We start from the raw sequence: 24,449 nt of genomic DNA, 5'->3' as shown, positions 1-24,449 counted from the left end.
ATTATTTTAAAATTAGCAGCCTGTTGATTTCACTTTTAAAACACCCCAAAATAAACTCAGTGTAATATAGCTGGGCGTTGAGAGCTTGGGTTTTGGGGTGTAATTCCAGTTTTTTTGTGAGAACAATTTCTCCTTTGTATGAAAATGAGAAATAGGCAAAAATTTTATATGAAGAATTCCTGATGGGAGTACAATAGCCTGTAGTTGCAATAGACCAGTCTGATTCATAAAGTGAAGCCACATTCAAAGCCATTGTTTCTGCTATATTTTCTGAAACGCAGTCACATTCTTCGGCTTCGTGTCTGTCTACTTTTAATAATCTTACTTTTTCAGGTAAGGTGTAAGCGGTCATTCCGCCTTTATAGAATAATGAAGCATTCGGCATCTGTGAAAAAGCCAATTGTAAGCATCCTGAGGTAACACTTTCTGCAATAGAAATAGTTTCATCTGTAGTCATCAGTGATTGGCTTATATATTCGAGTAAGTTTTTTTGAAAATCCATAATATTAATATTTAAATGATTAATTGTGTGACTGGAACTGAGAAGTGGGGATAAAAAGCTGCAGAATAAAAAATCCGCAGCTTTCATAATCATATATTGTTAAGTGTGTTTGGTGTGAAGGTATTATGATTGAGCGTTTCTCTCTATTTCCAAATCCCAGACTCTGTGTTGAGCAATTGCTTTTACGAATTTATCCATAGGATTGTCATCATTGCCCATGATAATTCCCGGATCTTTATGTTTTCGTGTCGCTACATTGCTATTTTGATAAAGAGCTTCGGTATCATTCCCAAAGTAAATTGCTTTACAATGTTTATAAGCTTCGTTAATAAAATGAAGAACATGATGTTTGTTTTCAGGAATCATTAGTTCTTTGACTGAATCTTCTCCCGAACTTATAAAAAGAGCATCAAAACAGACACTTGCGATACTGGTTAAAGAATGTTTTGGGGTGAATTCTGTACCATCATTTGTTTTAATTACAGCAAGGCTTGGCGCTATTAATTCTACGCGTGCTCCTTCGCTTTCCAGTTTTGTTTTAAGAGCATTGATATCTTTACCATTTGCTCCGTTTGCCAGGATAAATCCGATTTTTCTGCTTTTAATGGTATCTTTAACCGTATTTTTCATACTTAAAGCTTCGGAAATTTTTGTCTTCGGCTCTCTTTCTTCACTTTGCAATTCTACAATATTGCTGTCGGCAGGTAAGCTTTGGTTTGCCCATTCCAGTTTTTTGACTTCTACTCCTAGTTTTTCAGCTACTTTCTGAGCTAAAGACATATCAATATAGGCAAGCTGCCCCACCAATCTCTCCCTAACTGCCGGAAGGGTTACTTTTGACAATTCAAAGATCAACGCGTTCTGAAGATGCTGTTTCTCTGGTTTTGACTGACTGTTATAAAACAATTTCGCCTGAGAATAATGATCAACAAAACTTGGACTTCTTTCTCTTACTTTAGCACCGGAAACTCTTTCCTGTTGTGAGGTAAAACCACCTTCAGACATCATCGCCTGAAAAGGGCAACCGTTTCCTGTGGAATTAGGATCATAGCTGCTTTTTCCTTTTACAATCTGCTGTCTCATATGCCCATCCCGCTGATTATTGTGTACGGTATTAATAGAGCGGTTTATAGGAATTTCATGGAAGTTTGGAGAGCCTAATCTTGATAATTGGGTATCTGTGTATGAAAATAGTCTTCCTTGCAGTAAAGGATCATTCGTAAAATCTATTCCAGGTATAATATGTCCCGGATGGAAAGCTACCTGTTCTGTTTCTGCGAAAAAGTTATCAGGATTTCTGTTTAAAGTAAGGGTTCCGAAAATTTCTACAGGAACTTCTTCCTCAGGAACAAGTTTTGTAGGGTCCAAAAGATCAAAATCAAACATGTCTTCATTTTCTTCAGGAATCAGCTGTACACCGAATTCCCACTCCGGATAATCTCCATTTTCGATGGCTTCCCAAAGGTCTCTTTTATGAAAGTCTGGATCCACTCCTGAAATGGTTTGAGCTTCATTCCATGCTACGGAATGTACTCCTAGTTTTGGTTTAAAATGAAATTTCACAAAATGTACTTTACCAGCATCATTAATGAACTTAAAAGAATGTACCCCGAATCCTTCCATCATTCTGAGGCTTCTTGGTATTGCACGGTCACTCATCAGCCACATAATCATATGCATGCTTTCCGGCATCAGGGAAATGAAGTCCCAAAATGTGTCGTGAGCAGATGCAGCTTGGGGTATTTCATTATCAGGTTCAGGTTTTACGGCATGGATAAGGTCAGGGAATTTGATAGCATCCTGAATAAAAAAAACAGGCATATTGTTCGCTACCAAGTCATAATTTCCCTCTTCTGTATAAAATTTAATGGCAAAGCCCCGCACATCTCTGGCAAGGTCAGTACTTCCCTTACTTCCGGCAACAGTTGAAAATCTTACAAAAACAGGTGTTTCTTTTCCTAATTCTGTAAGAAATTTCGCCTTGGTATATTTTGCCAGACTTTTGGTGAGTTTAAATACTCCGTGTGCTCCAGAACCTCTTGCATGAACTACTCTTTCCGGGATTCTTTCATGATCAAAATGAGTAATTTTTTCTCTTAAAATAAAGTCTTCCAACAGAGTCGGACCTCTATCGCCTGCTTTCAGGGAATCCTGATTATTATTGATTTTTAAACCCTGATTGGTAGTCAGCTTTTCATTCTCGTTAGAAGTACTGTTTAATTTCAGTTGCTCTGCTTTTTGGTTGTTTGGATCGTTGGTTTTCATATTCATAACTTTTAGATTGGTGTTTCTTTTAAAAGCAGTCAGATAAGGGGCGTTGCTGCTAAGCTTTATTTCCTTTCTCAAGTATAGTAAGGAGCTTACTAATACATTCTTCCTCTTTTAATACTTTGTAATAAGCTGTTTTAGCATATAAAGTAAAGTAGGGCGCTTCAATTTTTATTTCGGTATCCATATCTGGCTTATCCATTTTGTTTTGGATGTGAAATTCACGGATATTCAAAATATATTCTTCTATATAAGTATCTATAACTTTCTTAAGATTTTCACATTGTGCATTTTTTTTAATCTTTTCCAAAGATTTTATCAGAAAAGCTGTAACTCCATACGAATTAATAATGACAGGAAATAAAGATTCATTTTCCATCGCATTATTCTTATCATTCATCCCTGAATGTTGTAAAGTGTCGTTTTCAAATACCATATATAAAAAGTTATTAGTTATTGGTTGTCTTTAAGTACTGCTCAAAATAATGAAGATCTTCTTTGTCTTTAATGGATAAATAGAACATGATCTGTTCCGGTTCTTTTAATCCTATGCTGCTGAAACAGTCAAAATGAGCAATGAGTGCCTGTATATTTTCTATATTGATATCTTTCAGGATGATAAATAATAGAAATATATTCTCGGTTATTTCTTTGGCATAAATTGCGGCTCCGTCTTCAAACCATTCTCCATTGTTTGCTATTTTTATGAAGTCTTTGTGTTTCAGCGTTTTTATTATTTTCTGGCAGTCCATATATCTTGAATTCATAGTTAAAATAAGCCATACAGAGCATGCTGTATGGCTTACTGCATAGATTTAGTTTTCTTGTTCTGCATCAAAATTGATGGAAGTTTCTGCAATTTCCGTAAGCTGGTAATCGGTATCTTCTTCTTCCTGAAGGGTTCTTTCCAGCAAATCAGCGGCTTTATCATGTCCCATCGTGATGGCAAGTTGAGCCAGCCCGCCATACGTTGCGATTTCATAATGTTCTACCTTTTGTGCCGCGATAATCAATCCTGCATCTCTTGTGGAAGAGCCTTCTTCTGTAGATTTAATGACTTCTTCTCCTTCTTCTATAATGCCTTTAATAGCTTTACATTCTTTCTTTTCAGGAGTTTCATCAATTAAATGGAAAACTTTTTCCAGACGTTTAATATGCTTCTGAGTCTGAAGGTGATGATCTTCAAAAGAATCTTTCAGATCTTCAGCGGTAGCAGCTTCCTGCATTTTTTCCAATGCTTCAAGGATTGCATTTTCAGCATAATAAATATCTTTAAGTGCATTGACGAAAAATTTGTGAAGTGGTGAATTTTTCATTTCTTCTTCGTTCCTTGTCGCTTTACCTGTCGTTGGTTTCTTTACTGCCGAAACAGCGCTGTTGTTTTCTAGGATTTTATTTGCCATGATGTGATGTGGTGTTTAATGTTGAAAAGATTACCTCTTTACATAATATTCATAAAAAGGTAATCATGGAAAAAGAATTATGAATAACGTCTGCCTTCGAACCCCTATCTCCCTGAATTGCCTTCCAGATTTCCGGTGAGTAAGAATGTCTTCTTGAGCTGCGGTTTCTTGAATTTCTAGTGTTCATAATTAATTTTTTATATTCATATTAAGTGATGCATTCCAGCCCGTGACTAATATTAGACGGCAACGGATTTGTCGGTAATTTCAATTTGACATAAAAGCGAATTGCTTTTTGTACCTTTTACTAAGGTTTTAAGAATTGTACTGAAGATTATATATCAAATATACGCCTGAATAATTCACTTTTTTATGACCTGAGTCATGTTAGCAATTATTAATATAAAATTTTTCTGTCTTTAAATGCTATACTACCTTCTTTTTTCATCTTTTTTAATGCTCTGATCACTGTTTCCACCCGGAGCCCTACCAAATTGGCAATCTGCTGTCTGGTAAATTCTATAGGAAAGCAATGATTACAATCTTCGTCATGATAACTTTTAAGGTAATCAAGTACCCCTTTTAACCGTTGTACAGGATTTTCTGAGGCAATACTTTGCATCATTTTAAGCTTGTAAAAAATTTCCTGAGAAAAGCAGGCGGTCACTTCGAGAGAAAGGTTAGGATTTTTACGGATCATCTCCATAAAATTATCTTTTGTCATCTTTATGATTTCAGATTCTTCAAGACAAATAGCATTGATGGGGTAATGATGATTGAGAAAAAGTAAAGCGTCACCAAAACTTTGGTTTCTTCCAAGAATATTATGGATAAACTCCTTACCTTCCTCACTGTAATTGTTTAGTTTAACCTTTCCTTTTTTTATCTGAAAAAAATAAACTACATGATCTCCTTTCTTAAAAACAGATTCCCGTTTTTTTTAGGTTCTATCTTCAGCACCAAAAGAGTACAGAAGATCTTTATCAATATTCATGCAGCTTATAGTTTTCATAATTTTAAAGAAAAACTATTGAAAAATCATAAAACTTAATATTAATATAAAATTTTACGATTTTCAATTCTAACAATTCTCTGTTTTTCCATTTGCTTTATGGTCCTTATTGCAGTTTCTACACAAAGACCGGTAAGGCTCGCCATCTGCTGTCTGGTTAAAGGGATCATAAAAGAATAAGGACTTTCATCTTCCTGAAAGCTTTTAAGATAATCCATTAAACCTTTCAACCTTATCGTTGGATTTTGTGATGAAATATTCAGCATCATAACAAATTTATAATAAAGCCTTTGAGATAAAAAACTACTGACTTCCAAACATAATTTGGGATCCTTGTTGAGTAATTTGAAAAAGGCTGTTTTATGGAGGCGAAGAATACTGCATTCTGTCATTGCCTCAGCATTCATAGGATAAGGTTTCTCTATAAAAAGAATAGATTCTCCACAGCTTTGTCCGTTTGATAGAATATTCTGTATAAATTCTTTACCCTCTTCATTGTAATTGTTGAGTTTTACCTCTCCTGTTACAATCTGATAATAATAATGGGGAGAATCGCCTTCGCAGAAAATTGTTTCTGTAGGTTTATAATCTTTCATTTCCGCTCCCGCTGAAAGTAAAATGTTTTCGTCAATAACCATAATAGCTGTTTTTAGTGATGTTTCTTCTTCCTTTCTTCTTAGTAAAATATCATTGGGAACTGACTTTTATATGAATGCAAATATTAAACCTTATAGCCTTTTTCAAAAGTTAAATAAAGTTAAATAATGTATTTATAATTAACATTTTTAATTAAAATGAATATTATTTAAAAAATATCAATAAAAATATATCGTTTTAATTAATAAATGTTTAAAATCAGAATACTTAAGGAAGTATGTTTTGATAAAATAGAAAAAACCCATTTCTTCATAAGAAAAAAATGGGTTTTAAAATCTATGGTATGGGTTGTTATTTTTTAGAGGTTTTCCGCTTGACCCCTATTGTATCTTTATTTTTTGGCGATGATAGGCTGTCAGTACGTATTGAATCAGAAGGCATTGGAGCAGGTGCAATATGAGGCACAGTATCTGTTCTCATGGTATCCGCAATAATACTATCTGTAGTTAAAGGTCTTTCCGTTCTTGGTTCTTTTTTGCAGCCTATGGTCAAAAGTCCAATAAGCATTATTAACATGGTGAATTTCATAATAATATATTTATAATGTGTGTATTCAAAGGTATATTATTATATATCGCTTTTTTATGACTTAAGTCATAATGTTTTATTTATAATTATTTTGCAAACTTTTTAGTTCCTGCAACACACAAAATAACTCCGATGGTTATCCCAAGCATTCCTATACTTACCTGCTCATGAAGAAGGTATGCCGCCAAGGCAAGCCCAAAGAACGGTTGTAATAGCTGAAGCTGCCCTACTGAAGTAATTCCGCCCTGTGCTAAACCTTTATACCAGAAAATAAATCCGATAAACATGCTAAACAGAGAAATATAGCCTAAACCAAACCATCCTTTAAAACTTATAGTTTCAAAATTTTGAGGAAAGTAAATAAAAAATAACGGAAGCATTATTGGTAAAGACAAAACGAGAGCCCATGAGATGACCTGCCATCCGCCTAATGTTTTAGAAAGTTTAGCTCCTTCCGCATATCCTAATCCGCATAGAGTAATTGCCAAAAGCATTAAGATATCCCCTACCGGCGATGCTGAAATACCTTGAGAAAAAGCATATCCTATCACTAAAAGACTTCCTATTACTGAGAAAAACCAAAATACAGGATGAGGCTTTTCCCCACCACGGAAAACTCCAAAAATAGCTGTAGCGAGAGGAAGTAAACCTAAAAATACAATAGAATGTGCAGAGGTAAGGTATTGTAATGCTAATGAAGAAAGCAAAGGAAACCCAATGACACAGCCTATGGAAACCAGCGCTAAGGAAAGTATCTGATTTTTTGCCGGACGCTTTTCCTTATATACTAATAAGACCGAGAGTGCCAGAATTCCAGCTATTACAGCACGCGCTACCGTGGCAAATATAGGATCCATTTCCATCACAGCAAGCTTGGTAGCAGGCATAGAGCCACTGAAAAGCAATACCCCTATGAAACCATTGATCCATCCGTTAATAGTCTGGTCTTTTGAAATTGTATCTGTCATCATTTTATATAAGTTTAGATTAATGCTCAAAATTAAAGAGGAAAATTCAATAAGCACAGTATCAGTTTTGTATATTTGCATGAACACAGTTAATAAAAATGAGTAAGGAATTTTTATATACAGAGATTGCAGACGGTATTGCTGCTCAGATCAAAAATGGAGTTTTAAAGGCGGGCGACAAGCTTCCTTCTGTAAGAATGTTATGCAATGAACATCAGGTAAGTATGAATACTGCAAAACGTGTTTTTCTTGAGCTGGAATCATTGTCTTTGGTAGAATCAAAACCACAATCCGGTTATTTTGTAAGCCAGTTATTGTCTGTAAAGTTACCATTGCCTGACGTAAGCCGACCTTCTTTAATCGCAAATAATGATGAACCCGATGAATTGATCAGTAAAGTATATGAAAATATGGGACGAAAGGATATTACCTTTTTTTCCATTGGAATTCCATCAGGAGATCTTTTGCCTCAGGCAAAACTAAAAAAAGAGATTGTACATGCCATACGAGAATTGAAGGAAGGCGGCACTGAGTATGAAGAACTTCAGGGAAATCTTAAATTGAGAAGGATGATCGCTGTACGCTCATTGCAATGGGGAGGAAATATCAATGAGAATGATTTGATCACAACAAATGGTGGAATGAACGCTTTATCATTCTGCCTTATGGCTCTCGGCAAACCAGGTGATACCATTGCTATTGAAAGCCCATGCTATCCTGGGATATTGCAATTAGCCAACGGATTAGGCTTAAAAGTCTTGGAGCTTCCTACTCACCCCACTACAGGAATAGAAATTGAAGCTTTAAAAAAGCTGATTCCACAAATTGATCTGTGTCTGCTCATCCCAAATTTTAATTCACCGCTGGGAAGCTGCATGCCTGACGAAAATAAAAAAGAAGTAGTAAAAATTCTTTCAGAAAACAATATACCTCTTATCGAAGATGATGTATATGGAGATCTTTATTTTGGAAGCAGACCCAAATGTTGTAAATCTTTCGATAAAGATGGAAGCGTGCTCTATTGTAGCTCCATTTCCAAAACATTGGCTCCCGGATATCGTGTAGGATGGATTGCTCCCGGGAAATACAAGGATAAGATATTAAAACTTAAGCTTCTGCATTCCACTTCGTCTATTTCCATTGTTAATGAAGCTGTTGCTAATTTTATAAAATCCGGAAAATACGAAAAACACCTTCAGCAACTCCGAAAAACGCTGCAAAATAATTATCAGAATTACGTACAGACCATTGCTGAATTCTTCCCGGAAGGCACTAAAACCAGTCGCCCGCAAGGAGGCTTATCTCTTTGGGTAGAATTTGATAAAAAAATACGTACTACGGAACTTTATGACCTTGCTATTAAGCAAAACATAAGTATTGCCCCCGGAAGAATGTTTACTTTTCAGGAGCAGTTTGAAAATTGTATGAGACTTTGTATCGGGCTTCCCTGGTCAGAAGAAACACAATCTAAACTTAAACTGGTCGGGCAGCTTGCTAAAAAAATATATTTACAATAAGAAAGATCGAAGCTGAAAGACAGAAGGTATTAGTATTCAAAAAAACACCATCTTCCCTCTTTCAGCTTCAAACCTTATTTATTATCCGGAATGAAATTTTTCCTTGCCAATTCTTTTCTGACACGGCTCAAACTTTCAGGAGTGATCCCCAGATAAGATGCAATCATCCATTGTGGAACCCTCAATAATAAATCCGGATACATTTTAATGAATTTCATATATCGCTCTTCAGCAGTTTCTCCCAATAGAGAATTGATCCTGTTTTGAAGGCTTCTGATATGCTTTTGAAGCAGAAAATCACTTCTTTCAATACTGTTTGGGAACTGTTCTACCAGCTTATTAAAAAAGTCAGGATGTAAAAATAATACTTCTGAATCTTCTACCGCTTCAATATAATAATTGGATTTTTCATTGAAATAAAGGCTGCTTCGGTCCGAGATCAGCCAGCTTTCAGGGGCAAACTGTATAATATGTTCCTTTCCGTTTTTATCAATGGAATACATTTTCAACAGTCCTCTTTCAACAAAGAATATATGTCTGCATATTTCTCCATATTGAAGTAGAAATTGATTTTTAGGTATTTTCTTTACTTCATAATGCAGACTGCAGGCGTTAACACTTTGAATGGGAACATTAAGAACCTTGGCTAAATAATCATTAATATTCTTCATTATACAATCTGGCTTAAAGAAATATCCTGGTGCGATGCACTATTAATAGGTTTTCCATTTTCTATAACGATTAGCTGCGGGCTTTCATGTCTTATTCCAAGATCTTCAGCAATTTTATTGGAAATAGGTCTGTGAGCTAGTAAATCAAGGAAATAAAGCTCCGGCTTTTTATCAGAACCATCCACCTCTTTTTCAAAGTTCTTCAATACAGTTCTGCTGATGAAGCAGCTTGTTGAATGCTTAAAAATAGCTATTTTATGTTGGTAAGAAAGCTCAATTGCTTTTTCCAGATCCTCCTCTTTTTCAATATTTTTCCAAAAAGATTTTTGATCAGGGGTTTCATTGTTTCCACCGAATATTTTATCAAAAAAACTCATACATTAAATTGTTTTAAATGATGATCAAGATGTTTATATTCTAAAAATTCCCAGTCTTTTTCAGTCATGTTTCCGAATAATTGATGATGGTCTGGCAATGCCTTATTTTCACAGGCAGCCCGGAATTTTATCAATGTTTTCAGTAGATTGGTTTTTGATTCATCGAAATCACACTCAAAATTAACGATTAGTTTTTGAAAAGTAGGCATATTTCTGGGAATTCCGTTATTGAAAACATACATTTCCTGCTTAGTAAGAATTCCGACTCCTTTAAGAAGGATGTTTATAGAGGGAAGCTCAACTTCCTGCAATGCCACCTGAAGAACTAGATCACAATGCTTTAACATCTGACAAACATTCATTCTTCCCCATTTTGCAGAACTGTTTTCAGTTAATTTGGAAATCCTGTTTATAATTTCCCCAAAATATCTCGGATCATTAAGGCTTTTCTTTACCAACCCTTTTCTTTCTTCAGATTTTCAATATGTGCAAAATGATGGTTACAATGCCATACATATAAAGCAAGACTTTCTCTAAGATCGTAATTTTTATTATGCTCAGGATGATGGAATGTTCTCTCAAATTGTTTATTAGTAAGACTTTTAAGAAGTGTGGTCCATCGCTGATGAGTTCCTTTAAGCATTCTCATAGCAGGTTTTACAGGCATGTGAAAACTATCCTGAAGTTCTGCCCATTTTGCCTCATCATAAGGTTTTATTGTTGGGTTATCCTCTGTAAGAGCAAGTTTAAAACGGATAAAACTGTTCATATGACTGTCGGAAAGGTGGTTTACAAGCTGTCTTACCGTCCATCCTCCCTCTCTGTAAGGAGTATCCAGTTGTTCATCTGTAAAATGTTCAATGAGGTTTTTCAATCTGCCGGGAAAATCTTTTATGACTTTGATATAAGTATCCAAAGTTGTATCACAAATATTTACAGGCGTTTCAAATTGTCCTATCGGAAATTTCTTTTTTTCTAAATCGCTCATTGGTTTGGCTTTTAATTTTTTAAATGCTACCGAATTGTCCAATCAGTTTGTTTAAGGACAAAATAGCGTGGTAAATTTATTAAAATTCAACAAATTTAATATGAAAAAAGTATTAATTGTTGTATTCTCTTATTATCAATAAAAAAGCTTCAATCGTATTTGATTAAAGCTCTCATATTTATTGCAGCTGATATTAATAACCATGTAAATTAATGTCCTCCGTTCTCTGTAAAGGTACTTTTTTACCCATTTTCTTTTGAATTACTCTGAAATGCTGTAATTCATCATCAGTTAAAATACTAATGGCAGTTCCTTTTTCGTTAGCACGTCCTGTTCTTCCAATACGGTGAATATAATCCAGCGGTGAGCGGGGCAATTCATAATTGATAACACAAGGAAGGAAATCAATATGTATTCCTCTACCAATTAAATCCGTAGCCACTAAAATCTGTGCTCCGTTCGATTTAAATTCTTCAAGATTATTCCTACGGGCACCTTGTGATTTTTGGCTGTGAATAGCTACCGCCTTAATTTTATTTTTCTTTAGCTTTTCAACCAGATTATCTGCCGACCTGGTAGATGAAACGAAAATCAAAGCTTTCTCCACTTTCTTTTCTTTGATCAGATAACGGAGGAAAGGTCCCTTATTTTCAGGTGCCACATGATAAGCTAATTGTTCAATATTGTCAATTTCAACTTCTTCTTTCTTAATTTCAACAATGACAGGATTAATGGATAAACGCTCCTTCATTTCGGAAACTTTATCATTTAACGTTGCCGAAAATAAAGTGGTTTGTTTTACTACAGGCATTAAAGCAAAAAGCTTATTCATTTCCTCTCCAAAACCTAGCTGAAACATTTTATCTGCTTCATCAATTACCAAATGTTGAATTCCGGAAATACTCAATGCATTATGATCAATAAGATCCAACAGACGCCCTGGAGTAGCTATAAGAACTTCCACACCAAACATTCCCTTCATCTGCGGATTAATGGAAACACCGCCATAAACAGCCATGGTACGGATTTCACGCTTCAGATTATCCGTAAAAGCTTTAAAAACTTCATCGATCTGAATTGCCAATTCCCGGGTAGGCACCAGGATTAAAACCTGAATATTACGTCCTTTTTTCACTTCCGAATTCTGTAATTTCTCTAAAATAGGCATTACAAAACAAGCCGTTTTCCCAGAACCAGTCTGTGCAATCCCCATCAGATCTTTACCTTGTAAAATAACCGGTACAGCCTGCTCCTGAATTGGAAATGGCTTTAAGTAGCCTAATTTTTTAACAGAACGAATGATATTGTGTGATAATCCTAAAGATTCAAATGACATAAAAAATATTTATTTGTGCAAAGATACGCTAAAAGGCTGGAAGCTGGATGAGGGAAGAAAGAAGTAATAACAATATTGAGACACTCTTTAAGCTGACAGTTCGTCGTTGTATCACTAAAAGTAATTTCCTGCTTCTTTCTTCAGGCTTCCGGCTTTTATTTTTTTGCCGATTTGTCCGATAATTAAGTTTTGGACAAATTTTTGCCTGTTAGTTTTGTAAATTTATCAAAAATTCGAGAAATCAAAATATGAAAAAAGCGTTAATAATAGTCGATGTACAGAATGATTTTTGTGAAGATGGAGCCCTTGCAGTTCCAGGAGCAAATGAAATTATTCCATATATTAACCTTCTGATGGAGGAAAATGAATATGATCAGATAGTTTTAACACAGGACTGGCATCCTGTAGGACATAAAAGTTTTGCCAGCAGCAATGGCAGAAAAGTAGGAGAAAGTATTATTCTTAATGGTGTTCCGCAATTTATGTGGCCAGATCACTGTATTCAGGGAACTTTCGGAGCAGAATTCCATAAAGATCTTAACCAGAGCAAAGTAACTCATGTGATTCAAAAAGGTAAAAACCTTGAAATAGACAGCTACAGCGGATTTCAGGACAATAATCACTTCATGAAGACCGGATTGGATGATTTCTTGAAATACCACGATATCCAGTTGGTTGAAATCGTAGGATTAGCAATGGATTATTGTGTGAAGTTTACAGCCTTAGATGCTGTGGCAAACGGATATGTTACCTGTCTTCACTTCAACGGAACCCGTGCAGTAAACGTAAAGCCGGATAACGGAAGAGATGCAATTTATGAAATGATTGAAAAAGGAGTAACCGTATTAGGATAAGCTATAAAATAGAATAGTATATAAGTATATAAAAGCACAGATAATTACTTCTGTGCTTTTTCTTGATCATTACAAAAAACAAAAGACGCTGAAATCATCAACGTCTTTATATTTTTATAACTTAAAAATGTATAATCCTGAACCTGAAAAATTCAAGTTTTTATATTAAAGCATTTTAAGGTTATTCACTTCCAGTTCGGAAAGGATTCTCCAGTGTCCTCTTTTAATATTCTTCTTCGTCAATCCGGCAAACATTACTCTATCTAAAGATTCTACTTCATATCCTAATCTTTGGAAAATTCTTCTGATAACACGGTTCCATCCAATGTGAATCTCAATACCGATTTCATTCTTAGGCTTACCTTCAATATAAGAAATCTGATCTACTACAGCCAATCCCTCATCTAAACGAATACCTTCAGCAATAAGACGTAAGTCCTCACCTGTTAACTTCTTATCCAGTGTCACATGATAGATCTTTCTGGCATCAAAAGATGGGTGTGTCAACTTTTTAGTCATGTGTCCGTCATTAGTCAACAAAATAACTCCTGTTGTAGAACGATCCAGTCTTCCTACCGGGAAAAGTCTGTAAGGAGAAGCATTTGCTACAAGATCCATTACAGTTTTTCTCGCTTTGTCATCTTTTGTTGTTGAAATATAACCTTTTGGTTTATTCAGAAGTACATAAACAGGTTTTTCCGGAGTAATACTTTGTCCGTCAAAAACTACTCTGTCGGTTTTCTGTACCTGATATCCCATTTCAGTTACTACTTTTCCGTTTACCTCTACAAGCCCTTGAGTGATCAATTCATCAGCCTCTCTTCTGCTGCAGATTCCGGAGTTAGCAATATACTTATTAAGACGGATGCTGTCTTTATGAACATCTTTTTCGATTTTATTCAATCTTCTCTTTTGTACAAAAGATCTTGTCTTGTCCTCACTTCTATCATCTCCGTTAGATGGTCTTCTACCATACTTTAAGCTACCTCTTTCGTACTTATCTCTGGTATCGAAATTTTTCCCACCTCTTTTAGGTTTACCAAAAGATTTCTTCTCATAGCTCTCACTTTTATTCGTGATATAAGGTTTTCTATCAGATTTTGATTCAAAATCATCATTGGAGCTATCAAAACTTCCGGTATTTTTCTTGAACGGTTTCTTTTCAAATTTTGAATTGGATCCTCTGTGTTCTGGACCTTTTCTGTCTCCATCTTTAGAGAAAGGTTTTTTAAAAGGTTTTGATCCTGAAGAATTTCCAGATCTGGAAGCACGAGAATCATCAGAACTTTTCTTGGTTGAAATTCTTGGTCTCTTTGGTCTGTCTGAATTATTATTATCTCTGCTCATTCTAAAAATTTCTGCAAAGATAGTAATTTAGTTATGAGTTAAAAATTAAGAATCATAACTTTGCAATATAGTTTACGTTTTTAACTTTATATATAAACTAAGATGATAACAATATTAAACGATAATTTTTCTCAGCTCAACGATTTTCTTCACGAAAAATCATTCAGTAAAATTTTTATATTAGTGGATGAAAACACTCATGAATACTGTCTTCCCGTTCTTTTAGGAAACATGGAAACAGATCTTGGGTTTGAAATTCTGGAGATTGAAGCTGGAGAGGAAATGAAGAATATTCAGACAGCTAATCAGCTTTGGGAAATTCTTACAGAAATGCAGGCAGACAGAAAAGCATTGGTTATCAATCTTGGTGGCGGTGTGATTACAGATATGGGAGGATTTGTAGCTTCTACTTATAAAAGAGGTATTCATTTCATTAATATCCCTACTACCCTTCTGTCCATGTGTGATGCTTCTATTGGTGGAAAAACCGGAATAGATTTAATGCATTATAAGAATATGGTAGGAACTTTTGCTTTTCCTGAACAGATTTTTATTTATCCTAAATTTTTAGAAACCCTTCCTTTCAAAGAATTAAGAAGCGGCTTTGCAGAAATGTTGAAACATGGATTGATTGCTGATAAAAACCATTGGAATCAGTTGACGCAAATTCATAAGCTTGATGTAGAAGCAGTTACCCCGCATATCCAGACTTCTATGGATATAAAGCAGGATGTTGTTGAAAAAGACTTTCATGAAAGTAATATCAGAAAAACATTAAATTTTGGACATACGATAGGACATGCCGTTGAAAGTTTGTGCTTACAACAAGGAAATCCAATTCTGCATGGAGAAGCCGTTGCAATGGGAATGATTGCAGAAGCTCATCTTGCTTACCTTGAAAATCTTATCTCAGAAGATGACTCTAAGGTTATTATTGAAAACATACAGAGATATTATCCTTATTTGGATATCAGTGATTTTAGTGATGAAGATATTACTGCTTTACTTTTAAATGATAAAAAGAATACAGACAGTAAAATAAACTTCTCCCTTCTTTCAGCTATTGGTTCATGTACCTATGATCATCAATGCAGTCAAAAAAATATCCTTGAATCTTTATCTTTTTACAGAAAATTGAATGATGCTTAGACAAATTAACGGGTAATTTTAACAAAATTGTCAATTTAGATTATTTCTAAACAAATGTTTAATTAAAATTTCAAACATTTAAAATTCAACGAATTAAATTAAAAACCACATAGATATAGTGGTTTTTTTATTGATTTTAATCATGAAAAATATTTTTGGCAAGCAATTTGAAAGATCTCCAGCGTTCATCAGAAATGTGAACAAGTAGTAAAATTTAAAATTAAGAAAGAGTAAAAATTAAAAATTTAAAGTTATGAAAAAGTTAATTTTAGGATTAGCAGTAACTGCAAGCACGTTAGCGTTCGCTCAACAGACAACTTCTTCTAATCCGGTAACATTTGGGGTAAAAGGTGGTATGAATGTATCTTCACTTTCAAAAGATAGCGGTTTAGATGATCAAAAATCTAAAATTGGATTTAATGCAGGTGTATTTGCCAACATTCCAGTAGCAACATCATTCAGCATCCAGCCGGAGGTACTATATTCTCAATATGGTAACAAATCAGACTTTACAGCACTTGGAACTAAATATTCAGCTTCTACAAAATTAGATTATATCGCAGTACCGGTAATGTTCCAGTATAATGCTCTTCCCAATCTTTATTTAGAAGCAGGACCAGAATTTGGTTTCATGGTAAGTGCAAAGAACAAACTTAAAAATGAATCAAACGGAGATTCTACTACATCAGACAACTACAAAGATAATTTCAACACATTCAACTTTGGTATTGGTCTTGGTGCAGGATACTATTTCACTCCAAACTTAGGAATTACAGCTAGATATGTGGCAGGTTTAACAGATATCGCGAAAAACAGACCTAATGGATCTGATGCTGTAAGAAACAATGTATTCCAGGTAGGATTAGCTTATAAATTTAAATAAGCCCCAACATTCACTAGCAAATTTTATATTCAATAAAAGATCAGATGATGTCTGGTCTTTTTTTTATGTAAAAACTTAAAAATATGTTAATACCAATACACCTTTTTTAATAAGAATTAATAACCGCGTTTATCACCCTGAATACATGATTTATTATATAAAATAAAAAGAGCTGAGATATCATTATTTTTCTTGGCATAATATTTGATAACATAGAAAGTGTTAAATAAAACTTAAAAACTATTAAATAAATACTTATGAAAAAGATTTTTTTAGGCCTAGCTTTAGTAGCAGGTACTTTCACTTTTGCACAAAAAACTTCTAATAATACAGCTTCATCTCCAGTTAGATTCGGTTTAAAGGCTGGTCTTAACGTATCTACACTTTCAGGTGACGGAATGAAATCTAAAGCAGGTTTCTACGGTGGTTTATTCGCTAATATTCCAGTAGCACAGGATTTCTCTGTTCAGCCGGAAGTTTTATATAGCGGTATGGGAGCTAAAGATGATTATAATTCAGATACTAAATTAAACTTAGATTATATCGCAGTACCGGTAATGTTCCAGTATAATGCTCTTCCTAACCTTTATTTAGAAGCAGGTCCTCAATTCAGTTTCTTGGTAAGCTCTAAATTTAAAAATGGATCTAGCTCATTAGATGTAAAAGATTACACAAAAGGGTTTGATTTCGCTCTTGGATTAGGTGCCGGATACTACTTTACTCCAAACATCGGTGTTAATGTAAGATACGTAGCTGGTTTAACAGACATTGCAAAAAACAGACCTAGCGGAGCTGATACTTCTAAAAATGGTGCATTCCAAGTTGGATTAGCATATAAATTCTAAGCTTAGCTTAAGATTTAATAACAATTTACAAACCGGATTATTCATTTAATCCGGTTTTTTATTTCTTTATCCGATTTTGAAATTTTTGGCAAGAAATTTGCCTGTTATATTTTGGTCTGAATATCAATTCTATTTATTATAATTTTTACATTCAGATCTTATAGTAAAGATGTATACATCTTTAAAAAATTAATACATTTTGATTTCAATAGAAAAAGTCAGGTTTACTCGTTAAGTCTGACTTTTTCGCGTTTATATGACTTTTATCATTTTTATCTATTTGGCTGAGGATTTGCTGCTGTATGATCATTAATTTAAACTTACCATGAAAAAATTACTTGCAGGATTAGCATTTATAGGAACCCTTTTATTGAGTGCACAGGAAAAAGCACCATCTTCTTCACCGATTTCTTTTGGAGTTAAGGGAGGTTTCAATGCATCTACTCTTACCCGAACTGATATAGATCATTACAATTATGGCAGTTATAACGAAGAGCAAAATAATGATGATAGATTAAAGCCGGGTTTCCATGCAGGAGTATTTGTAAATATTCCAGTAGCTCAGAAATTCAGCATTCAGCCTGAGCTTCTTTTTAGTCAGCTTGGTTCAAAATCAGAGGAAAGATACAGATATGCATCCGAAGGAACGATCTATAGACGTGATGTTGATTTTACAACAAATTTCAATTATCTTATACTTCCGATTATGGTTCAGTATAATATTCTTCCTCAGCTTTATGTAGAAGCAGGTCCAGAATTTGGATTGTTAATAGGAGGAAAATCAAAAGGAGATATGTCTGTTGAACAAAGATCCGGCAGTCAAAGCAGTACATATCGTGAAAGTTTTTCTAATAAACTAGTAATGGATTTTTATAATAGATTCAACTTTGGTTTAGGTGTAGGTGCCGGATATTATTTTACTCCAAAATTTGGGGTAACAGCAAGGTTTACAGCTGGCATTACGAATGTAATAAAGAACAATGATTCGGATTATAAAGAAAGAAATAATGCACTTCAGATCGGGGTAGCTTATAAATTTAAATAGAAATATTTATTCTTTTCAAGGAATACCGGATTTTATGATCCGGTATTTTTATTACTATGGATTCGGATAGATAAAGCATGATTTAAATTGATCTTATTTCTTTTTAATAAAATTTATCACACTGAATATATTTAACAGAAAATTTATTGTAAATATTCAATATATATTGAAATATTTCAAAGATAATAAAGGTAAGTAGTTATTTTTAAAACACCGAAAACAATCATAAAACCCCTGTTTATCGGGATTTATTGAGTTTGGCAAGCATTTTGCAAATTATAGTGCAAATAGTAAAATTAAAAATAAAATTATGAAGAAGTTATTTTTAGGACTTGCATTAACTGCAGGTACATTAGCTTTCGCTCAGGAATCAACAACTGTAAATACATCACCTCTTAAAAAAGACGTTCAACCTGTAAGATTCGGTATTAAAGCCGGAGGTAACTCTGCTTACTTCAGTGCACAAAAATTTGGAATGAACAGCCAAAAGCTAGGATTCCACGCTGGTGCATTCGTGAACATTCCTGTTTCTAAACAATTCAGCATCCAACCGGAGGTTTTATATAACCAAATGGGAGCAAGAGATGTGATCTCTAATTCTCCTATTGAAAATGGAAATGTAAAAGTACAGGATAAAGTAACAATGAACTATATCTCTGTTCCTTTAATGGTACAAATGAGACCAACGGATAAGTTTTATGTAGAAGCGGGTCCTGAATTCAGCTATTTCATCAATGGTAAAAACAAAGGTGATATAACAAGAACAACTACAACAGGTGGTATTACAACGACTACTACCCAGTCTCACTCTGAAGATATTGACAAAGATCAGATCAATAAATTCAACTTCGGTTTAGGACTTGGTTTAGGATATGATATCACGAACAATATCGGAATCAACGCAAGATATACGAATAGCTTGACAAAGATCGATAAAAGCAGACCAGCTGCGGAAAACAACAACAGAGTATTCCAATTAGGTCTGAACTATAAGTTCTAATTAAAAATAAACCAATTTTTTAACTCCAAGTGCATGTATGTGCATTTATAAAATAGCCGGAAAATTTTCTTCCGGCTATTTATGGTTTTGATTATAGGGCAGCAAAAACATTATGATTCTTTATTCAAATATTCTAGGATCATCCGTGATAACACCGTCTATTCCTATTTCTTTTAATTCTTTCAACCTTTCTTTGGTATTAACAGTCCATGGAATAACTTTCATTCCTAACGCGTGGCATTCTTGTACAAGTTGTGGATTTACAAGTGTATGTTCAGGGCTATAAATAGTGGGTGTAAAACTTAAGAATTTCATATCTTCTGCAACCCCATTCATATGATTAGGATATAGTTTAAATTGCTCTAAAGGAACATTTTTAAAGTGATATTGCTGCTGTGCCAGTTTTTTATCATCTACTTTTTCTACTAATAATGCAGTCATTATTTTAGGATAATCTTTATGAACAATTTCTAATGTTCTCGGATCAAATGACTGAATAATGACTCTATTCTGAATTCCTTTTTTAATAATAATTTTCATCATCAGATCTACAAACTCTTCAGGTTCTGGGTGAAAAATATTATCAGAGAAAGGGCGTGTTTTTGTTTCTATATTGTAAAAAGGCAAAGGTCTTTTAAGTTCCCGGGCAAAGGATTCACAAGCAACAATAACATCTGAGAATAGAGGCTTTTGGGCTTTCATTTTCTTTTGATCCGGATAGTTATTAAGCTTTTTTAATCCTACATCAAATGTCTTAATTTTCTCATACGGCATTTCGTAAATTTTATAGTAAAAACCTGAATCTTTTGGAATATAGCTTCCATCGGGTTTGGTAACTAATTCCGGGGAAAGAAAGGCATCGTGAGAAAGAATTACTTTTTTATCTTTTGTGATTGCCAGATCCATTTCCAAGGTGGTGACATTCATTTTTAAAGCATTTTTCATTGCCGGAATTGTATTCTCAGGATATAGAGATTTCCCACCACGATGAGCTTGATTATCAAAAGACTGACTGTGATAAAATTGTGTAAATACCAGGAAAGCTCCTGTCAAAAAAGCGTGCTTCATATGTTTGTTTTAACCTGATAAAATTAAAATTTTACTTATTTTTTTATGATACGGAAATATTAACTTTATGCTACATTTTCCAGTATTCACAGGCTTTATGACAATATTAGCTATAACAAAAAGAGCCAGATATGAAATCTGACTCTCTATTGTATGTAATTATGATCAATATTAATTGAATAATTCTACCTCCTCTCCTTTTCCTACCGGATATTCTTCTGTAAAGCATCCGAAGCAGTGGTTTGAAGATCCTAAAATTTCTTTAAGGTTATCGATGCTTAAGAACTCTAAGGAATCTACCCCAAGATAGTTTTTAAGCTCTTCTGTAGACATATTGGCTGAGATCAGATCGTCTTTTGAAGGGGTATCAATTCCTAAATAACATGGAGCGATAATGGGTGGAGAAACACTTCTGAAGTGAATTTCCTTAACGCCTGCATCTTTAAGAATTTTAACCAATCTTTTAGAAGTAGTTCCACGAACGATAGAGTCATCTATGATCACTACTTTTTTATCTTTCATCTCTGAAATGATCGGGTTCAGCTTTAAGTTTACTACTCTTTCTCTCATTTCCTGTGTAGGAACGATAAAACTTCTTCCGATATATCTGTTCTTGATCAAAACCGGACGGAACGGTATTCCTGAAGCTTTTGAGAAACCAATGGCAGCCGGAACTCCTGAATCTGGAACTCCAATTACTAAATCGGCTTCTATCGGTGCCTGTTCCCAGATTTTTTCTCCTGATTTTTCTCTGATTTCGTAAACGTTGATGTTCTCTAAAGTAGAGTCAGGTCTTGCGAAATAAATGTATTCAAAAGAGCAGATTCTCTGTTTTCCTTTGGCTTCATCCATCATATAAGAATGAAGTTTTCCAGGTTCATTTTCATTGGTGTATATGATCTCTCCCGGAAGAATATCACGTACATACTGAGCTCCTACAGCGTCTAATGCTACAGATTCTGAAGCAACAACATAAGAGTTTTCATTAATTGCTCCTAAAACTAACGGACGGATACCGTTAAAGTCTCTAAAGGCAAAGAATTTATTTCTGGTCATTCCCACTACGGAATAGGCACCTTCAATCTTCTCCATTGTAGCTTTGATGGCACCACGAAGTCCCAAATCAAGGTTTTTCTGGATCAGTCTAAGGATTACTTCAGAATCGGAAGTTGCTCTGAAAACAACGCCTTCAGCTTCTAATTCTGCTTTTAATTCTTTCGCATTGGTAAGGTTACCATTGTGTGCTATAGAAAGTATAATCTGGTCATATTCGTTTTTCGCGAAAAATGGCTGGAAGTTATATTTCTTTTTATCTCCTGCAGTGGTATATCGGGTATGTCCGATTGCAGAATTTCCCATAAAAGTTTCAGGTTCCTGAATGTCTTTATAAACATCTAAAACCAATCCTTCATCTTTCATGTTTGTGATTCTTCCATCCTTTAAAACGGAAATACCACAGGCTTCCTGACCTCTGTGCTGTAATGCAAAAAGCCCGAACTGTGAAAGGGAGAAGGTATCCAGATCATCGTCTGAATATAAGCCGAAAATACCACATTCTTCGTTAGGTGCATCTAATCTTTCCTCTTCCTGAGTTCTGAAAAGATTTCTTCCGTAAACCTGGTTTTCAAACTGTTTTAAATATTCACTTTTATGAATGTCTAAACTTTTCATTTCTATTTTTTCTAATTGTAGATCTTAGAAGTCAGATTTCAGATTTCAGACTAAAAGCTAACTTCAAATTGTAATTTTGTTTTAACTAACAAAGTATTTTCAGTGTCAACATCTGATATCTGACATCTGGTATCTTATTTCCCTAAAAGATTTTTAAGACGGTTATAGATCTCAACATATGCTTCAGTTACTTCACCTAAGTCTCTTCTGAATCTGTCTTTATCAAGCTTCTTCATGGTATCTTTGTCCCAAAGTCTGCAAGTATCCGGAGAAATTTCGTCAGCAAGGATGATTTCGCCGTCTGAAGTTTTTCCTAATTCGATTTTAAAGTCTACTAAGATGATATTGATCTTGTCGAATAAATCGATAAGGATTTCGTTGATATCAGACGTTAATTCATACATTTCGTCAAGTTCTTCGTAAGTAGCAGCTCCTAAGAAAACAGCGTGGTGATCATTGATAAGCGGATCTCCCAATTCGTCTTTTTTGTAGCAGATATCGAAGATCGTTACTGGAGATTTGATTCCTTCTTCCACGCCTAATCTTTGTGCCATACTTCCTGCAGAATAGTTTCTCACAACCATTTCTAGAGGAATGATAGATACTTTTCTTACCAATTGTTCTCTTTCGTCCAATTGTTTGATGAAATGAGTTTTGATTCCTTTTTCATTTAAGTATTCAAAGATAAGGGTTGTGATGGCGTTATTCATCTCTCCTTTCAGATCAACCTGACCTTTCTTTTGAGCGTTAAATGCTGTAGCATCGTCTTTGAAACGTACTACTACTTCATCAGGATTATCGGTAGCAAATACTTGTTTCGCTTTCCCCTCGTACAACATTTCTTTCTTTTGACTCATAATTTTACTTTCTAAATTGTAGTTAGATTTATTGATTTACTTTATTATTATTCCTGTTAAGACAGCCAGCCCAAAACTTAGCAATGTACCAATTAATACATATTCCGTAAGTTTTCTCTGTTTTGCCTGTGCAAGGTCGCTGAACCTGAAAACAGATTTGGCAGCAACCATGAAACCTACGCCTTCCCAGTGATTTACCATTATAAAGGTAAAAACAAGAAGACGTTCTAAAATTCCGATATATTTTCCGGCACTTGATAAAGATTCGGTTTGGATATTGTTAGGACCATCCGGAGCTGGTGTCCATGATGATAATAGGATCTTAATAAAAATGGAAGCGGGTGTTGTAAGAAACAATGCAGCCATTATTATTTTTAAAAATTCCTGATTTTTTAAAAAGTCGAATGTAAATTCTCCGAAATAAAAAGATATCCCGCTGATGACTAAAACATGCAGCAGCTGATCTATAAAAAACCATCTTTTTTTGGTTTTTACATTTTGAAAACTAAGTTTTGCCAGATCAATAATGAAATGAGAAATTCCCACTAATGCAGCTACCCACCAAAGTTTTAAATCCCAAAGGAAAATTAAGCTTAAAACGGTGTGAATCAGAACATGAAGGTATAAAAATTTACTTTTCAGTTTATAGTTCTCCTTATCCGCAACCCATGAATTTGGCTGAAGTATAAAATCTCCGAGTAGATGTGCCAATATGAGTTTAATAAAGATCATGCTTATAGTTCTGAAATTTTCTTTCTGAAATACTGATTGGTTTCCACGATGAGCTCATAATTAGCCCGTTTCAGTCTCTGGCTGATAGAAGACTGTGAAATAGCAAATCTTTTAGCAAGATCCTCCTGGGTAATATCCTGGTTCATAATCATTTCGTGAATGATTTCTGATGTAGCCATTGTCCAGTTGTCAAAATCTTTAGATGACCATTTTAAAAGGATATTCAGATCCCTGTCTACAGCATCGTTAGAGGTTTTGATCGCAACGGTATGTCCGTCATTTTTAAGATCATTTAGAAGTCTTCCAGAATTTACATAAGCTGTTCCATTAGATTCGGTGATCTTCTCTGATGAGAAACTTTCTTCCCCGATACCTATAGCAATCCTTACATCCAGGTTTTCCTGACTTTTAATGAGAGATTTAATGGCAAGAAAATGCCAGAAGACAGAGTCTATACTACATTTGAACTGAAATTCATCACCTCTGTAAATTTCCCATGTATGAGGAGCGCTTCCCCAATTTTCGAGAAGATTTTTCAGCTTGGTGATCCAAACTTCAGTATCTGCATGTTGTGAATTTATAATATCACCGGTAATGACCGCTATCATACTGCAAATATAAGCATAATTACTTATATATAAAAAATATAAGCAAAAACACTTATAGATATTGATTATTAGCGAATATGCTTATATCAATTTTGTAGTAATCATAAGGTTTTTAAGAGGTTATGTTAAACATGAAAAAGTAAAGTAGAATGAAAAACTTTAA

Annotated in this window: 28 protein-coding genes and 1 pseudogene; 7 read left to right on the top strand and 22 right to left on the bottom strand. The window is 34.4% G+C overall.

Annotated elements, in window-relative coordinates; all coding sequences use genetic code 11:
* Nucleotide 1: 1 nt before the first annotated feature.
* The 11 genes and pseudogenes from AC5YGG_RS09450 to AC5YGG_RS09400 all read right to left on the bottom strand — a co-directional run bounded on the left by AC5YGG_RS09450 (nucleotide 2) and on the right by AC5YGG_RS09400 (nucleotide 7,341).
* Nucleotides 2-502: a CinA family protein gene (locus tag AC5YGG_RS09450; RefSeq protein WP_496144259.1), complete on the bottom strand. Its 501-nt coding sequence runs from the start codon at nucleotides 500-502 to the stop codon at nucleotides 2-4.
* Nucleotides 503-625: 123 nt separating this feature from the next.
* Complete coding sequence (locus tag AC5YGG_RS09445; RefSeq protein WP_496144258.1) at nucleotides 626-2,773, bottom strand: catalase; 2,148 nt, start codon at nucleotides 2,771-2,773, stop codon at nucleotides 626-628.
* Between the two features lie 52 nt (nucleotides 2,774-2,825).
* Nucleotides 2,826-3,206, bottom strand: coding sequence for a hypothetical protein (locus tag AC5YGG_RS09440; protein WP_496144257.1), 381 nt, complete (start codon nucleotides 3,204-3,206; stop codon nucleotides 2,826-2,828).
* Between the two features lie 13 nt (nucleotides 3,207-3,219).
* On the bottom strand, nucleotides 3,220-3,537 hold the full coding sequence (locus tag AC5YGG_RS09435; RefSeq protein WP_496144256.1) for a hypothetical protein: 318 nt from the start codon (nucleotides 3,535-3,537) through the stop codon (nucleotides 3,220-3,222).
* 48 nt (nucleotides 3,538-3,585) lie between these two features.
* Complete coding sequence (locus AC5YGG_RS09430; RefSeq protein WP_496144255.1) at nucleotides 3,586-4,173, bottom strand: YciE/YciF ferroxidase family protein; 588 nt, start codon at nucleotides 4,171-4,173, stop codon at nucleotides 3,586-3,588.
* A 49-nt stretch (nucleotides 4,174-4,222) separates the two neighbouring features.
* Nucleotides 4,223-4,360, bottom strand: a complete 138-nt coding sequence (locus AC5YGG_RS09425; RefSeq protein WP_496144254.1) for a hypothetical protein — start codon at nucleotides 4,358-4,360, stop codon at nucleotides 4,223-4,225.
* A gap of 210 nt (nucleotides 4,361-4,570) precedes the next feature.
* A complete protein-coding gene (locus tag AC5YGG_RS09420) occupies nucleotides 4,571-4,795 on the bottom strand; it encodes a Crp/Fnr family transcriptional regulator (RefSeq protein WP_496144273.1) in 225 nt (74 codons plus the stop codon).
* Between the two features lie 75 nt (nucleotides 4,796-4,870).
* Nucleotides 4,871-5,101, bottom strand: a pseudogene (locus tag AC5YGG_RS09415) (Crp/Fnr family transcriptional regulator); the annotation flags it as partial.
* 125 nt (nucleotides 5,102-5,226) lie between these two features.
* Complete coding sequence (locus tag AC5YGG_RS09410) at nucleotides 5,227-5,823, bottom strand: Crp/Fnr family transcriptional regulator (protein WP_496144253.1); 597 nt, start codon at nucleotides 5,821-5,823, stop codon at nucleotides 5,227-5,229.
* A 310-nt stretch (nucleotides 5,824-6,133) separates the two neighbouring features.
* Entirely contained in the window at nucleotides 6,134-6,370 is a 237-nt protein-coding gene (locus AC5YGG_RS09405; RefSeq protein ID WP_496144252.1) for a hypothetical protein, read from the bottom strand.
* Nucleotides 6,371-6,456: 86 nt separating this feature from the next.
* Nucleotides 6,457-7,341, bottom strand: a complete 885-nt coding sequence (locus AC5YGG_RS09400; RefSeq protein WP_496144251.1) for a DMT family transporter — start codon at nucleotides 7,339-7,341, stop codon at nucleotides 6,457-6,459.
* Nucleotides 7,342-7,436: 95 nt separating this feature from the next.
* On the opposite strand from AC5YGG_RS09400, the gene AC5YGG_RS09395 reads away from it, so the two are divergent.
* Nucleotides 7,437-8,855 carry an aminotransferase-like domain-containing protein gene (locus tag AC5YGG_RS09395; RefSeq protein WP_496144250.1) on the top strand — a complete coding sequence of 473 codons (1,419 nt, stop codon included), beginning with the start codon at nucleotides 7,437-7,439 and terminating at the stop codon, nucleotides 8,853-8,855.
* Nucleotides 8,856-8,929: 74 nt separating this feature from the next.
* Here the strand turns inward: AC5YGG_RS09395 and AC5YGG_RS09390 are convergent, their stop codons facing one another.
* From AC5YGG_RS09390 to AC5YGG_RS09370, 5 genes are all read right to left on the bottom strand, one after another.
* A complete protein-coding gene (locus tag AC5YGG_RS09390; protein WP_065394471.1) occupies nucleotides 8,930-9,526 on the bottom strand; it encodes a Crp/Fnr family transcriptional regulator in 597 nt (198 codons plus the stop codon).
* Nucleotides 9,526-9,903, bottom strand: coding sequence for a bacillithiol system redox-active protein YtxJ (gene ytxJ / locus AC5YGG_RS09385; protein ID WP_496144249.1), 378 nt, complete (start codon nucleotides 9,901-9,903; stop codon nucleotides 9,526-9,528). The genes AC5YGG_RS09390 and ytxJ overlap by 1 nt, the downstream gene beginning before the upstream one ends.
* The gene (locus AC5YGG_RS09380) at nucleotides 9,900-10,361 is read right to left on the bottom strand and encodes a DUF1569 domain-containing protein (protein WP_496144248.1); all 462 of its coding nucleotides are present in this window, start codon (nucleotides 10,359-10,361) and stop codon (nucleotides 9,900-9,902) included. Before AC5YGG_RS09380 ends, ytxJ begins: the two co-directional genes overlap by 4 nt.
* A complete protein-coding gene (locus AC5YGG_RS09375) occupies nucleotides 10,355-10,891 on the bottom strand; it encodes a YfiT family bacillithiol transferase (protein WP_496144247.1) in 537 nt (178 codons plus the stop codon). The genes AC5YGG_RS09380 and AC5YGG_RS09375 overlap by 7 nt, the downstream gene beginning before the upstream one ends.
* A 193-nt stretch (nucleotides 10,892-11,084) precedes the next feature.
* Nucleotides 11,085-12,227, bottom strand: coding sequence for a DEAD/DEAH box helicase (locus tag AC5YGG_RS09370; protein ID WP_496144246.1), 1,143 nt, complete (start codon nucleotides 12,225-12,227; stop codon nucleotides 11,085-11,087).
* A 248-nt stretch (nucleotides 12,228-12,475) separates the two neighbouring features.
* On the opposite strand from AC5YGG_RS09370, the gene pncA reads away from it, so the two are divergent.
* The gene (gene pncA, locus AC5YGG_RS09365) at nucleotides 12,476-13,081 is read left to right on the top strand and encodes a bifunctional nicotinamidase/pyrazinamidase (protein ID WP_496144245.1); all 606 of its coding nucleotides are present in this window, start codon (nucleotides 12,476-12,478) and stop codon (nucleotides 13,079-13,081) included.
* Between the two features lie 165 nt (nucleotides 13,082-13,246).
* Here pncA and AC5YGG_RS09360 read toward each other — a convergent pair whose 3' ends face one another.
* A complete protein-coding gene (locus tag AC5YGG_RS09360; RefSeq protein ID WP_496144244.1) occupies nucleotides 13,247-14,428 on the bottom strand; it encodes a pseudouridine synthase in 1,182 nt (393 codons plus the stop codon).
* A gap of 102 nt (nucleotides 14,429-14,530) precedes the next feature.
* Between AC5YGG_RS09360 and aroB the strand changes: the two genes are divergently transcribed.
* The 5 genes from aroB (at nucleotide 14,531) to AC5YGG_RS09335 (ending at nucleotide 19,350) form a co-directional block, all read left to right on the top strand.
* Nucleotides 14,531-15,577 (top strand): 3-dehydroquinate synthase, encoded by a 1,047-nt coding sequence (aroB, locus tag AC5YGG_RS09355; protein WP_496144243.1) that lies wholly within the window; start codon nucleotides 14,531-14,533, stop codon nucleotides 15,575-15,577.
* Between the two features lie 253 nt (nucleotides 15,578-15,830).
* Nucleotides 15,831-16,460 carry a porin family protein gene (locus tag AC5YGG_RS09350; protein WP_496144242.1) on the top strand — a complete coding sequence of 210 codons (630 nt, stop codon included), beginning with the start codon at nucleotides 15,831-15,833 and terminating at the stop codon, nucleotides 16,458-16,460.
* A gap of 257 nt (nucleotides 16,461-16,717) precedes the next feature.
* Complete coding sequence (locus AC5YGG_RS09345; RefSeq protein WP_496144241.1) at nucleotides 16,718-17,305, top strand: porin family protein; 588 nt, start codon at nucleotides 16,718-16,720, stop codon at nucleotides 17,303-17,305.
* 325 nt (nucleotides 17,306-17,630) lie between these two features.
* Nucleotides 17,631-18,350: a porin family protein gene (locus AC5YGG_RS09340; protein WP_496144240.1), complete on the top strand. Its 720-nt coding sequence runs from the start codon at nucleotides 17,631-17,633 to the stop codon at nucleotides 18,348-18,350.
* A gap of 310 nt (nucleotides 18,351-18,660) precedes the next feature.
* Nucleotides 18,661-19,350 (top strand): porin family protein, encoded by a 690-nt coding sequence (locus AC5YGG_RS09335; protein ID WP_496144239.1) that lies wholly within the window; start codon nucleotides 18,661-18,663, stop codon nucleotides 19,348-19,350.
* A gap of 120 nt (nucleotides 19,351-19,470) precedes the next feature.
* Here the strand turns inward: AC5YGG_RS09335 and AC5YGG_RS09330 are convergent, their stop codons facing one another.
* The 5 genes from AC5YGG_RS09330 to AC5YGG_RS09310 form a co-directional block, all read right to left on the bottom strand.
* Nucleotides 19,471-20,418 (bottom strand): glycerophosphodiester phosphodiesterase family protein, encoded by a 948-nt coding sequence (locus tag AC5YGG_RS09330; RefSeq protein ID WP_496144238.1) that lies wholly within the window; start codon nucleotides 20,416-20,418, stop codon nucleotides 19,471-19,473.
* A gap of 171 nt (nucleotides 20,419-20,589) precedes the next feature.
* Nucleotides 20,590-22,089 (bottom strand): amidophosphoribosyltransferase, encoded by a 1,500-nt coding sequence (gene purF / locus AC5YGG_RS09325; protein ID WP_496144237.1) that lies wholly within the window; start codon nucleotides 22,087-22,089, stop codon nucleotides 20,590-20,592.
* Between the two features lie 134 nt (nucleotides 22,090-22,223).
* A complete protein-coding gene (gene purC, locus AC5YGG_RS09320) occupies nucleotides 22,224-22,946 on the bottom strand; it encodes a phosphoribosylaminoimidazolesuccinocarboxamide synthase (protein WP_065394483.1) in 723 nt (240 codons plus the stop codon).
* A gap of 36 nt (nucleotides 22,947-22,982) precedes the next feature.
* Nucleotides 22,983-23,678, bottom strand: a complete 696-nt coding sequence (locus AC5YGG_RS09315) for a DUF3307 domain-containing protein (RefSeq protein WP_496144236.1) — start codon at nucleotides 23,676-23,678, stop codon at nucleotides 22,983-22,985.
* A 2-nt stretch (nucleotides 23,679-23,680) separates the two neighbouring features.
* Nucleotides 23,681-24,286 (bottom strand): SatD family protein, encoded by a 606-nt coding sequence (locus AC5YGG_RS09310; protein ID WP_496144235.1) that lies wholly within the window; start codon nucleotides 24,284-24,286, stop codon nucleotides 23,681-23,683.
* Nucleotides 24,287-24,449: the final 163 nt, after the last annotated feature.

Source organism: Chryseobacterium sp. CS2K3 (genome assembly GCF_059515185.1).
This window is presented reverse-complemented; position numbering and strand designations above follow the sequence as displayed.